The 12,122-nt window shown below is 70.7% G+C and carries 10 protein-coding genes; 2 read left to right on the top strand and 8 right to left on the bottom strand.

Annotated features, from left to right (window positions below; translation table 11 throughout):
- Positions 1-86 precede the first annotated feature (86 nt).
- Positions 87-1,241 (bottom strand): Gfo/Idh/MocA family protein, encoded by a 1,155-nt coding sequence (locus ABD093_RS10790; protein WP_343924398.1) that lies wholly within the window; start codon positions 1,239-1,241, stop codon positions 87-89.
- 128 nt (positions 1,242-1,369) lie between these two features.
- On the opposite strand from ABD093_RS10790, the gene ABD093_RS10785 reads away from it, so the two are divergent.
- Together ABD093_RS10785 and ABD093_RS10780 are read left to right on the top strand one after the other, a co-directional pair.
- Positions 1,370-2,065 carry a maleylpyruvate isomerase N-terminal domain-containing protein gene (locus ABD093_RS10785; RefSeq protein ID WP_193118686.1) on the top strand — a complete coding sequence of 232 codons (696 nt, stop codon included), beginning with the start codon at positions 1,370-1,372 and terminating at the stop codon, positions 2,063-2,065.
- Positions 2,066-2,303: 238 nt separating this feature from the next.
- Complete coding sequence (locus tag ABD093_RS10780) at positions 2,304-3,875, top strand: aspartate:alanine exchanger family transporter (protein ID WP_193118687.1); 1,572 nt, start codon at positions 2,304-2,306, stop codon at positions 3,873-3,875.
- A gap of 55 nt (positions 3,876-3,930) precedes the next feature.
- On the opposite strand, the gene ABD093_RS10775 is transcribed toward ABD093_RS10780, so the two are convergent.
- From ABD093_RS10775 to ABD093_RS10745, 7 genes are all read right to left on the bottom strand, one after another.
- Positions 3,931-5,010, bottom strand: coding sequence for a Gfo/Idh/MocA family protein (locus tag ABD093_RS10775; protein WP_343924462.1), 1,080 nt, complete (start codon positions 5,008-5,010; stop codon positions 3,931-3,933).
- 17 nt (positions 5,011-5,027) lie between these two features.
- Positions 5,028-5,870: a ThuA domain-containing protein gene (locus ABD093_RS10770; RefSeq protein WP_343924395.1), complete on the bottom strand. Its 843-nt coding sequence runs from the start codon at positions 5,868-5,870 to the stop codon at positions 5,028-5,030.
- Complete coding sequence (locus tag ABD093_RS10765) at positions 5,867-7,096, bottom strand: Gfo/Idh/MocA family protein (RefSeq protein WP_343924460.1); 1,230 nt, start codon at positions 7,094-7,096, stop codon at positions 5,867-5,869. The genes ABD093_RS10770 and ABD093_RS10765 overlap by 4 nt, the downstream gene beginning before the upstream one ends.
- Before the next feature lie 388 nt (positions 7,097-7,484).
- On the bottom strand, positions 7,485-8,297 hold the full coding sequence (locus ABD093_RS10760) for a carbohydrate ABC transporter permease (protein ID WP_343924393.1): 813 nt from the start codon (positions 8,295-8,297) through the stop codon (positions 7,485-7,487).
- Between the two features lies 1 nt (position 8,298).
- Positions 8,299-9,162 carry a carbohydrate ABC transporter permease gene (locus tag ABD093_RS10755; RefSeq protein WP_343924391.1) on the bottom strand — a complete coding sequence of 288 codons (864 nt, stop codon included), beginning with the start codon at positions 9,160-9,162 and terminating at the stop codon, positions 8,299-8,301.
- 119 nt (positions 9,163-9,281) lie between these two features.
- Complete coding sequence (locus tag ABD093_RS10750) at positions 9,282-10,607, bottom strand: extracellular solute-binding protein (RefSeq protein WP_343924389.1); 1,326 nt, start codon at positions 10,605-10,607, stop codon at positions 9,282-9,284.
- Between the two features lie 170 nt (positions 10,608-10,777).
- Positions 10,778-11,953, bottom strand: a complete 1,176-nt coding sequence (locus ABD093_RS10745) for an ROK family transcriptional regulator (protein ID WP_343924387.1) — start codon at positions 11,951-11,953, stop codon at positions 10,778-10,780.
- Positions 11,954-12,122 lie beyond the last annotated feature (169 nt).

The following is a 12,122-nucleotide window of genomic DNA, read 5'->3' as shown; positions in this document are numbered from 1 at the left end:
CGGTGATGGGATGCTCGGCGGTCCTGGCAGGCGGTGCGAGGGCTGACGCCGGGGCCGACGTCCGGAGGCGCGGCCGGGAGCCGCCGCTAGGAGGAGCCGCCCACGGTGATGTCGCCGTCCAGCGCGCCCACCGAGGCGCTCTTCTCGAAGAAGTGCGGGGCCCGCTCCACGAGGGTGCCGGAGCGGTAGTAGGGGTCCTCCGGGGCGAGCGGCAGGTCGATGGTGCGGCGCTCGATGGCGGAGGCGTAGATCGCGGTGACCAGCTCGACCGCCCGTCGGCCGTCCTCCCCGGTGATCATCGGCTCGATGCCGGCATCGATCGCGGTCATCACGTCGCGCAGCTGGGCGGCGTGCCCGGTGTGCTCGAGCGGCGGGATCGCGGCGACGAAGGCCTCGAGCTCGTCGGCGAGCGGGGGATTCCCGTCGGACGTGGGGAAGCCGTTGGGCTGGGCGGTCTCGGCGACCACCTCCCAGGGCTGGGAGACGCGGGCCCGCTCGCCCTGGACCACGATCTCCTGGCGCTGCCCGTGGTGCACGACCGAGCTGGTCAGCTCCGCCAGGCCGCGCTCGTACTGCAGGATCGCGACGGAGAGGTCCTCGACCTCGGCGTTGGCGTGCGCGGCGTTGGTCATCATCGCGACCACCGCGTGCGGGGTGCCCAGCAGCCACAGGGCGAGGTCGATGTGGTGGATGGCGTGGTTCAGGGTGCAGCCGCCGCCCTCGGAGGCCCAGGTGCCCCGCCACCACAGGTCGTAGTAGGAGGTGCCGCGCCACCACTCCGAGGTGATCCGGGTGTGGGCGACCGGACCGATCTTTCCGCTGTCGAGCACCGCCTTCAGGCGCATCATCTCGGTGCGGAAGCGGTTCTGCGCGATCACCGAGAGCAGCTTCCCGCTGCGTCGCTGCGCCTCGAGCATGGCGTCGCAGTCCTCGAGCGAGGGCGCCATCGGCTTCTCGACGATGACGTGCACGCCAGCCTCGAGCGCCTGCACCGCCACCGGGCGATGGGCCGACGGGGGAGTCGTGACGGAGACGAGATCGAGATCCTCGGCCGCGAGCAGCTCGCCGACGTCGGCGTAGGTGCGGGCGTCCGTGAGGCCGAAGCGCTCGCGCGCCGTCTCCGCCTTCTCGACGGTGAGATCGGCCAGCGCCACGACCCGCACCTGATCGGCGGCGTCGAGGTAGGCGCGGAGGTGGGCGTCGGCGATGGAGCCAGTCCCAATGACTGCGACATTGAGCATGGGTGATGCCTTTCCGGCAGGGGGCATGGGGTGAAGTGTCCTGCACCACGCCCCGGGTGGCAGGCATGTGCCGGATGTTGCCACGGCTCGCGGAGCGCCCTGGGGAACGCGCTTGCTACCGTGCTGACGTGGACATCTTCCCCCAGACCTGGTCGGCTCTGTGCGCGGCGGTCGCCGCTCTCCCGGACGAGGCGTTCGACGAGCCGTCGGGCTGTCGCGGCTGGCGGGTGCGCGACCTCGTCTCCCACCTGGTCCTCGACGCGCAGGATCTGCTGATCACGCTCTCCACTCCGGCGGACACCGCCCCCAGCCACGACTCCCTGAGCTACTGGACGCCCTCGCCCACCTCGCCCGATAGCACCTCGCCCACCGATGCGCTCACCGTGCGGCTCGCCACGGCGTACGAGGACCCCGCCGTGCTGCGCGCCCACTTCGAGGACCTCGGTGCGGCCGCCGGCCGGGCCGCGATGCTCGCCCATCCCGAGCTGCCGGTGAGCACCCAGGGGAAGACGCTCACCGTGCGGGACTACCTCGGGGCCTACGTGCTGGAGGCGGCGCTGCATCATCTGGACCTGGGCGCGCATCTCCCCTCCGCGCGACTCCCCTCCGGCAGCCGTCCGTCCGTCGACCTCCCGCACCCGGAGAGCCTCGCGGAAGCCCGCGAGATGGTCGAGCGTCGCCTGCGGGTCCGGCTGCCCGCGAGCTGGGAAGACGCCGACGCGCTCCGCGTCGCGACCGGACGTCGGCACGCCACGGCCGAGGAGCGCGCGGAGCTGGACGCCCTCGGGGCGCGCGGCCAGATGCTGCCGCTGTCCTTCGGCTGAGGGCGCGCCCTTCCGGCCCCCGGCGGCCCGTCCCCAGCGGCACGTGCCGTCGCAGCCCTCGCCGGCCACCTCGCGGTCCGCCGCTCGGATCGGTCACCTCTTCCTGTCGTGACCTCGGACAACTCCGATTCCCGGGCAGGCAGGCCGCGACTATCGTGGGAGGCCACTCCACACTGCGGAGCCCGCGCTCGACGCGCACCGGTCCGGTGCGCCCTGCCGGGCCCTGGAAAGGCTCACCGTGATCGACGTCCTCGAGGGGAGCCCGCTCCTCACGCTGTTCCTGGTCGTCGCCTCGGGAGCCGTGCTGGGAGCGATCCCCTTCGGCCGCGTGCGCTTCGGCGCCGCCGGCGCCCTGTTCACCGGTCTCGCCCTCTCGGCGGCCGCCCCGCATCTCGGCGCCGGGATGGACATCGTGCAGTCCCTGGGCCTGGCCCTGTTCGTGTACACCGTCGGGATCGCTGCCGGCGCCGCCTTCTTCAGCTCGCTGAACAAGCAGCTGCCGCTGCTGGCCGCGGCCACCGCCAGCACCGTCCTCGCCGCCGTCGCCACGATCGTGCTGGGGCGCGTGCTGGGCCTGGCCCAGGATCTCTCGCTGGGCCTGTTCACCGGCGCGCTCACCGCGGCCCCGGCCCTGGACGCCGCCGGCCGCGTGACCGGCACGTCGGCCCCGTCGGTCGGCTACGCCTTCGGCTACCCGATCGGCGTGATCGTGGGGATCGTGCTGGTCTCCACCGTCGTCTCCCGCAGCTGGCCGGGCCGTAAGGACACCCCGGCCCTCGCCGGGACCAGCCTGGACTCCACGACCGTGAAGGTGCTGCACCCGGTGAACCTGCGCGACGTCCCGCAGTGGCATGAGCAGCAGGTGCGCTTCTCCTACCTGCGCCGCGACGGCCGCGTACGGGTGATCGTGCCGGGGGAGGACCTCCTGGCGGGAGACGAGGTGGTCGCCGTGGGCATGCCCGAGGCGGTCGGTGCCGTCACCGAGGTGCTCGGGGAGCGCAGCGACCGCCACGTCGCCCATGACCGCTCGCTCGTGGAGTTCACCCGCCTCACCGTCTCCAACCCCGATCTGGCCTCGCGGTCGATCGCCGAGCTGAACCTGCCGGTGCGCTTCGGGGCCGTGGTCACCCGGGTGCGGCGCGGCGACCTCGAGCTGCTGGCCCGCGACGACCTGGTGCTCGAGCCCGGGGACCGCATCGCCGTGGTCGTGGACCGCTCCAAGCTCGACGACGTCCATGCGCTGCTCGGCGACTCCGACCGCAAGGCCAGCGAGCTCGACGTGCTGTCCCTGGGCCTCGGACTGGTGCTCGGCTTCGCGCTGGGCCTGGTCACCCTGCCGATGCCCGGCGGCGGCAGCTTCTCCCTGGGGCCCGCCGCCGGGCCGCTCCTGGTGGGCATGGTGCTGGGCGCCCTGCGCCGCACCGGCCCCGTGGTGTGGGCCCTGCCCGGCAGCGCTAACATCACGCTGCGTCAGCTGGGCCTGCTGCTCTTCCTCGCCGGCCTGGGCCTGACCGCGGGGCCCGACGTCGCCGCGGTGCTCACCTCGCCCGATGCGTGGCGGGCCGCCGTGCTCTCGGCGATCGTCGCCGTGCTGAGCTGTGTGGTGCTGCTGGTCGCTGCCCGCTGGATCCTGGACCTCTCCGCCCCGCGTGCGGCCGGCGCCGTCGCCGGCTTCCTCGGCCAGCCTGCGGTGCTCGATGCCGCGAACTCCAAGAGGGCCGACGAGCGCATCGAGACGGCCTACGCCACGCTCTTCGCCTTCTCCATCGTGGTGAAGATCGTGCTGGTCCCGGTGATCTGGAACCTCTGAGCGGTCGCAGCGGCACGGCCTGGCACACAGGCCGTGCCGCTGATGGACCAGGTGCTCAGGCGGTGACGCGGACGTCCTGCAGCTCGACCGCCTCGGGGCGGGCCACGGTGCTGGCCACCTCGACGCGGGTGCCGTTGCGAGCGGATTCGAGCACCGCGTTCATCACCTCGAGCACGTGCTGGCCGAGCTCGCCGCTGGCCCGCAGCGCCTCGCCGCGCACGGCCATGTCCTGCAGGCCGATGCCGCGTGCGACGCCCTGGTAGCCGCCAGCTACGGGCAGGGTCTCCCAGTCCTCGCCGCCCAGCCGCTTGACCTCGACGTCGCCGTCGAAGCGGTTGGGATCCGGCACGGCGAGCGTCCCGGTGGTGCCGTGGACCTCGATCGGATGGGCCGAGGTGGCGACACCGTCGAAGCTCATGATGAGCGTGGTGAGCGCCCCGCTCTCATGGACCAGCACACCGGTGACATGAGTTTCCGTGGTGACCGGGATGATCTCGCCCTCGCGGGGGCCGGAGCCGATGGTGCGCTCGGTGCGCAGGCGGCTGCCCGCCCCGATCACCTCCGCGATCGGGCCCAGCAGGGTGACCAGGGAGTGGATGTAGTACGGGCCCATGTCCAGCAGCGGGCCGCCGCCGGGCACGTAGTAGAAGTCCGGCTGCGGATGCCAGCGCTCATGGCCCGGCGTGACCATGGTGGCCACGGCCGCGATCGGGGTGCCGATCTCGCCGACGTCGATCGCGACCCGGGCGGTCTGGGTGCCGGTGCCGAGCACTGTGTCCGGCGCGCTCCCGGTGAGCACTCCGGCCTTCTGCGCCGCGGCGAGCACTCCCGCGCCCTCCTCGGTGGTCACCGCGAACGGCTTCTCCGAGTAGACGTTCTTCCCGCCGGCGATCGCCCGCAGGTCCACGTCGGCGTGCGCCGCGGGGATGGTGAGGTTCAGGACCGTGTCCACCTCCGGGTCTGCGAGGAGCTCGTCGACGCTCAGCACGCGCACGCCCTCCCGCCCTTCGGCGGCGGCCTCGGCGCGGGCGGGATCGAGGTCCGCGACCGCCACGAGCTGCACGTCCGGCAGCTCGTCGAAGCTCGCCAGGTACTGCCGCGAGATGACGCCGCAGCCGATGATGCCGATCCGCATGGGCGCTGCCGCCGCGCTCATCGGGTGGCCCCGTGTGCATCGTCCGAGCGCTCGCCGCCCTGCGCGGTCGCGGCGTGTCCGCCCGTGCGGTGCTCGCCGTAGGGCTGCTCGCTGCCGCGCGCGGCCCACAGCAGGCCCCGCTCGATCACGGTGCGGACGTTCGGGTCCTCGAGCACCTCGACCCGGTGGCCGGGGGTGGAGACGAAGATCCGGCCCTCGCCCCACTGGCGCGTCCAGAGCGCCGGGGACGTGATGGGCCGGTTCCACGGATCCCACTCGCGCACCTTCTGCGTGGTGGTCGCGAGCACGTCGATGTAGTCGTCGCTGAGCACCCAGTACTGCTCGGTGACCAGGTCGAAGTCGCTGATGCCCTGGGTGATGGGGTGCTCGGCGGCCGCCGGCAGCATGTTCACCGTGTAGGGCACGTAGTTGTCGGCCTGCTCGCCCGCGCGCTCATCGGGATGCTTGCCCGGGTGGCAGCCGAACTGGCCGCCGATCAGGGTCAGGTAGTCGGAGTTGTTGCGGTAGCTGTCGGCGATGCCCCCGTGCCAGCCGGCCAGGCCCGTGCCCGCCTCGACGGCTGCGCGCAGCCCCTCGAACTCCTCCTTCTCGATGGTGTTCATGGTGTTGCACTGGAGGATGAGGTCCACCGTGGCCATGTACTCGGCGTCGGCGTAGATCGCGGGGGAGTCCTCGATCCGCACCGAGAAGCCGCTCTCCTCGAGGAACGGGATGAACAGGTCGGTCGCCTCGACCGGCTGGTGCCCGTCCCATCCGCCGCGGACCACGAGGGCCGTGCGGTCGCTCGGCGGTGCCACGACGAAGGTGCTGGTCGAGGCGGTGGTCTGAGGATCTGTCATCGGGTGCGCTCCTGCGACGGGGTGGTCTGTGAGGTCTGTGAGGTCTGTGAGGTCTGTGCAGTGGTCTCGGGGGCCGACGGATCGACGCCCAGCCAGCGCGAGCCGTCGGCCGAACTGGCCTCGACGGCGGCGAGGACGCGCTGCACCTGCAGCGCCTCCTCGAAGGAGGGGGAGGGGTCGGTGCCCTCGCCGATCGCTCGCACGAGATCGGCGATCTCGTGGGTGAAGGTGTGCTCGTAGCCCAGCCCGTGGCCGGTGGGCCACCAGGCCGCGGCGTAGGGATGCTCCGGCTCGGTGGTCAGCACGCGGGTGAAGCCCTGTCGGCCCGCGTCGGCCGTCGCGTCGTAGATCTCCAGCTCGTTCATCCGCTCGAAGTCGAAGGCGATCGACCCCGTCGAGCCGTTGATCTCCACGCGCATGGCGTTCTTGCGGCCCTGCGCCATGCGGGTCGCCTCGAAGGAGCCGAGCACACCGCTGTCGAAGCGAGCGGTGAACAGGGCGACGTCGTCGACGGTCACCTGCTGGCGCTCGCCGGAGAGGTCGCCCTTGCCGCCGAGGCCCTGCATGTCCCCGGCCGCGGGACGGGTGGGGACGACAGTCTCGAGGATGCCGGAGACCGTCGCGATGTCCTGCCCGGAGATCCACTGGGCGAGGTCGATGATGTGGGCGCCGATATCGCCGAGCGCGCCCGAGCCGGCCTTGTCCTTGTCCAGGCGCCAGGTCATCGGGGCGTCGGCGTCGGAGAGCCAGTCCTGCAGGTACTGGGCCCGCACCTGGCGGATCTCGCCCACGGCGCCCTCGGCGACGAGCTGGCGCGCATACGCCAGCGCCGGGGTGCGGCGATAGGAGAAGCCGCAGATGCTGCGGATCCCGCGGCGGCTCGCCTCGGTCGCGGCGGCGGCCATCTTCGCCGATTCCTCGACCGAGTTCGCGAGCGGCTTCTCGCACAGCACGTGCTTGCCGGCGGCGAGGGCGGCCATGGCGATCTCGAAGTGGGTGTCGCCGGGGGTGCAGATGTCGATGACGTCGATCTCGGGGTCCTCGACGAGGTCCTGCCACCGGGTGGTGGTCTGCTCGAAGCCGTAGCGCTCAGCGGCGGCGACCAGGGCGCTCTCGGTGCGCCCGGAGAGGGTGCGCAGCACGGGAGTCAGCGGGAGGTCGAAGAAACGATGGGCGGTGCGCCAGGCATGGGAATGGGCGGCGCCCATGAAGCCGTAGCCGACCATGCCGACGTGCAGCGGTCGGAGGGAAGTGGATGGGGCGGTCACTGCTGGTGTCACGACTCCTCGAAGAGCGGATGGTGGGGCGGGGCCGGGTCCTCCCGGGGAGGGAGGTGCCGGACTCCCACGGCGACCGACGGGCAGGGTCCTCGCGGAGCGCTGCGCTCGATGTCGACGGTGACGCGGAGGTGCCTCGGGAAGAGACCGACCGGCCCTGGTAAGGGTCTTTAACTTATAAAGGGAACGGCGGTGGGTCAAGGGCGGCTCGCGTGGCGGAGCGGCGAGAGTCTGCCGGGGCCGGAGGTCCCGGGCCGCGCGGCACCCGGCCGCACGGAGTGCCGTCGACGTTCCGGACTGCCTGGTGTCCGGGCCGCGGCCCCGCAGGGCGCTCAGCTCACTTGCTGGAGCCGGCCGTCATGCCGCTGACCAGGTATCGACGACCGAAGGCGTAGAGCAGGATGATCGGGATGGACGAGAGGATCACGGCGGCCATGACCACCGGGACGTTCGTGGCGTACTCGCCCTGGAAGCTCCACAGCGCCAGGGGCAGCGTGCGCTTGTCCGGACTCTGGGTGAGGATCAGGGGGAACAGGAAGCCGTTCCATGACATGAGCGCCTGGTAGACGGCCACCGTGACGATCGCCGGCTGGCAGATCGGCAGCGCGAGGCGCCACATCTTCTGCCACTCGGTGCAGCCGTCGATGTCCATCGCCTCGAACAGCTCGCGCGGCACATCCCGCAGCGCGTTGGAGATGATCAGGACGCTCAGCGGCAGGCCGAAGGCGATGCCCGGCAGCATGAGCGCGACGAGGGAGTCGTACATGTGCATCCGGATGATCAGCAGGTAGATCGGGACGATCGTGGCCTGCACCGGGATCGCCAGGCCCAGCAGGAACAGGCTGCGCACGGGACCGAAGAAGCGGTGCCCGCTGCGCACGATCGAGAACGACGCCATGAAGGCCATCCCGACCAGGGGGATCACCGTCCCGAGCGCCACGAGCACGCTGTTGAGCAGGTACATCGTGAAGTCGGCTTCGAGCACCGCGGTGAAGTTCTCGACCGCGAGCTTCGGGGAGGGCATCACCGGGTTCGAGCCGAAGTAGGTGTTGATCGACTTCAGGCTCGTGATCGCGACGAAGTAGAGCGGCAGGATGGCGATGATCAGCCACAGCCAGCCGAAGGTGCCACCGATCCAGTTCCTTCTCATCTCAGGCTCCTTCCATCTGGCTGGCGGAGGCATCCTTGCCGCCGAGCCGCTGCACGGCGAGCGCCAGGCCCAGCCCGATGACCACGAGGATCACGGCCAGGCTGCTCGCGACTCCCATCTCGTTGCCGCGGAACCCGGTGAGGTACATGTCCAGCGGCAGGATCCGGGTGGATTTGCCGGGCCCGCCCTGGGTGAGCACGAAGATGATGTCGAAGTAGGTCAGGGCGCCCACCACCATCAGCGTCGAGCTGGTGATCAGCGTGTACTTGAGCTGGGGCAGGGTGATCGAGAAGAACTGCCGCACCCGCCCGGCGCCGTCGATCTGCGCCGCCTCGTACATCGTCTGCGGGATCTGCCGCACGGCTCCCTGGTAGATCAGCGTGTGGAAGGGGATGAACTGCCACGCGATGATCGCCAGCAGCACGATCCACACGAGCGTGGAGTCCCCGAGCCAGTTCTGCTTGAGGAAGCCCAGGTTCAGCCCGCTGGGGATGCCGAAGTTCGGGTCCAGCAGCGACTTGAAGGTGATCGCGATGGCCGCGGAGGAGAGCAGCATCGGGAGGAAGTACATCACCGCGAGGACGTTGCGGTACTTCTGCTGGCCGGCGAGGAAGGTGCCCAGCAGGATGCTCAGCGGAGTCTGCAGCAGCCAGGTGGCCGCGATCATGAAGAGCACCAGCAGCAGACCGTGCCAGGTGGTCTCGCGGGACAGCGCATCCTTCCAGCTGACGAGCCCCGTGAACTCGATCGCGCCGATGCCGTTCCATGACGTGAAGGACAGCACCACCACGCCGAGCAGCGGCAGCACCGCGAAGACCAGGAAGAACAGCAGGGCGGGGAGGGCGAAGAGCACGTGGGAGGTCATCAGTCGCTCCCGCCGCGTTCGCCGGGCCGTCGAAGGGCTCTCGGCAGCGCCCTGCCCGGGCGCGCGGCGGCGCCCGGGCATCGACGTGACCGCCGTCGGATCGGCGGAGAACACCATGCTCAGGCCTCCAGGGTGGCGTTCATGTTCTCGGCGAACTGCTCGGGAGAGAGCTTCCCGAGGAACAGCTGCTCGGTGTTGACCAGGAGCTCCTCGGCCGCGGTGGGCTGCAGCGCCTGGTCCCAGGACTGGGTGAAGGAGGGGGCGTCCTGCATCGAGGTGTAGACCCACTGCAGGTAGTCGGCGTCGTCGCTCGCGGCGAGGGCCTCGTCCTGACCCTTCACGACGGGGACCGAGCCGGACTCGATGAGCGCCTCCGAGACGGCGTCGGTCATGAGCCCCTCGGCGAAGAAGGCCTTCGCGACCGTCTTCTGCTCGTCGGTCGCCGTGGAGGACAGCGAGACGTAGCCGGCGGGGTTGCCCACGAGGTTCGTGAGCTCGCCCTTGCCGCCCTCGATGGTGGGGAAGGGCCCGTAGCCGAGACGGCCGTCCTGGACGAACGAGCCGCCCCCGGACTTCATGCCGCCGTAGGTCCAGCCGCCGTGGAGCATCAGCGCGGCCTTGTCGGACCACATGAGCGCCTGGTCGGTGTTGGAGTCGGCGGCCATGGACTCGAAGCCCTCCACGAAGGCCTTCGCCTCCAGGAGCTCCTCGACCTTCTTGCCCATCTCGACCACGGCGTCGTCGAGCCAGGAATCCGGCTCCCCGGCGGCGATCCTCGCGAACACGTCCGGGCCGCCCACGCGGTCCAGGAGGTACTCGAGCCACATCATCGAGGTCCACCGCGACTGGCCGGCCAGCGAGATGGGGGCGACGCCCGCGGAGTGCGCCTTCTCGATGGCGCCCAGGAGATCCTCCCAGCTCTCGGGGGCCTCGGCGCCGATCTTCTCGAGCACTGTCTTGTTCTGGAACAGGATGATCGGCTGCGCCGCGCCCGTGGGCATCGCGTAGACCTGCTCGTCGACGGTGGCCGCGGCCCAGACCGACTCGATGAACCTGTCCTTGACGTCGGTGTTCTCGCCGAGCCAGTCGGTGAGATCGTCGACCTGCTCCTCCTCGGCATAGGTGCGCAGGCCGCCGCCGCCCCAGCCGGTGATGACGGCGGGCGCCTCGCCGGCACCGATGGCGGTGCGGATCTTCTGCTTGTACGCGTCGTTCTGGAAGAACGTCAGCTCGATCGAGCCCTTGCCGAGCTCGTTGAACGCGGTGACGGTGTCCTCGGTGATGGTCTCGTTCGGCTCACCGCTGAGAGCCCAGTAGCCGGCGGAGTCGGCGCCCCCGCTTCCGGAGCCTCCGGGGCCGGAGGTCCCGCAGGCGGCGAGGCTGAGCGCGGAGAGCCCGGCGGCGGCGCCCAAGGCGGACCGGCGAGAAAGCTGGATGTTCTTCATGACCTACTCCTGATGTCGACGGTGACGGGGTGCAGCGGCCAGTGGGTGTGACGGAACTCACCCGGGTAAGTGTCGTTAACTTACAAACCGGGGTGCGTCGGGTCAAGACAGGATGCGCAATCGATATGCGTGTCGGCGACCCGTGGGCCGACGGGCCTCGGGTGGCCCGGTCAGTCGGACAGGCTCGCCGACCGGGCGATCCAGTCGCCGGGGTGATCCAGGAGCGGGGAGACCGCTGCCCGCGCCGCACCCCACAGGGCGGGTGCCGCGAGGTCGTCCGAGCGTTCGATGACGATCTCGTCGACCTCGGCGGCCAGGGCGTGGAGGTCCACGGTCTCGCGGATGAACGGGGCGATCTCCTCGGCGATCGGGCCCAGGTAGCCCGAGAGCACCACCGTGGACAGATCCAGGATGTTCAGGGCGTTCGCGACCGCGAGGCCCAGGGAGCGGCCGATCGTGCCGATCACCTCTGCTCGGTCGGTGCTGCGGGAGAGCTCCTCGACCAGCTCGTCGATGAGCACGTCCCGGCGCAGCCCGGCGCGCTCTCGCAGCGCGTGGTACGAGACGTACGCCTCGAGGCAGCCGCGACGGCCGCAGCGGCAGAGCGCGCCGCCCGGCTCGACCACGGTGTGCCCGAACTCCCCGGCCCAGCCGTGGACGCCCTCGAGCACCTTGCCCTCCAGCACGATCGCCCCGCCCACGCCGGTGCTTCCGCGCACGTACATGAACGATTCGTCGGGCCGACGGGCGATCTCGGTGAGGACCGACAGCCGGATGTCGTTCTGCACCAGGACCGGCACGCCCTCGAGGGCGGGCATGGCCTGGAGCTCACGCATGAGGGGGACGTCGTCCCAGTCCAGGTTGGGGGCGGAGAGCACGCTCTCCCCGTCGGGCGAGATGCGCCCGGGCACGGCGACGCAGACCCCGACCAGCGTCGCCTCGCCCGCTTCGGCGCGGACCTGGTCGAGCAGTCGCGCGCAGGCCTGGACGGCCTCGGGGACGTTGTCGGCCGTGACCTCAAGGTACTCGGTGCGGGAGCTGAGCTCGCCGCCGGCCAGATCGATGCCGAGGCAGGAGATGTGCTCGGCGGCGATCTCGAGCCCGATGCCGAGCACCGTGTGCTGGGCGGGCTGCAGGGGCACCATCGGTCGGCCGCTGCCCTGGGAGACCGGGGCATGCTCCTCCACGAGACCGGCCGTGATCAGCTCCTCCACGAGCTTGGAGACGGTGGGCTTGGTGAGCTGCGTGGAGCGGGCGAGGGTGGCTCGGGAGACGGGATCGGCCGCGTTCACGACGGCGCGCATGACGAGCGAGAGGTTGTGCTCGCGCAGGTGCGTCGATTGCATGGAGAAGGCCCTTCCGTCGGACGAATCCGCGGTGCCGCCTTGTGATCGGGCGGCGAATCGTCGTATGTTAGTAACTCAAACATACTAAGCGGCTCGAGGATGCCCGTTCCGCAGAACTGCTGGATCGGTTCAGGGCATCGTAGTGCGTCATCTCGTACCGCGAGGGATC

The organism is Brachybacterium tyrofermentans (genome assembly GCF_039526165.1).
Lineage (GTDB): Bacteria > Actinomycetota > Actinomycetes > Actinomycetales > Dermabacteraceae > Brachybacterium > Brachybacterium tyrofermentans.
Note: the sequence above shows the minus strand (reverse complement) of the source record. Positions and strands in the feature narration are given on the sequence as shown.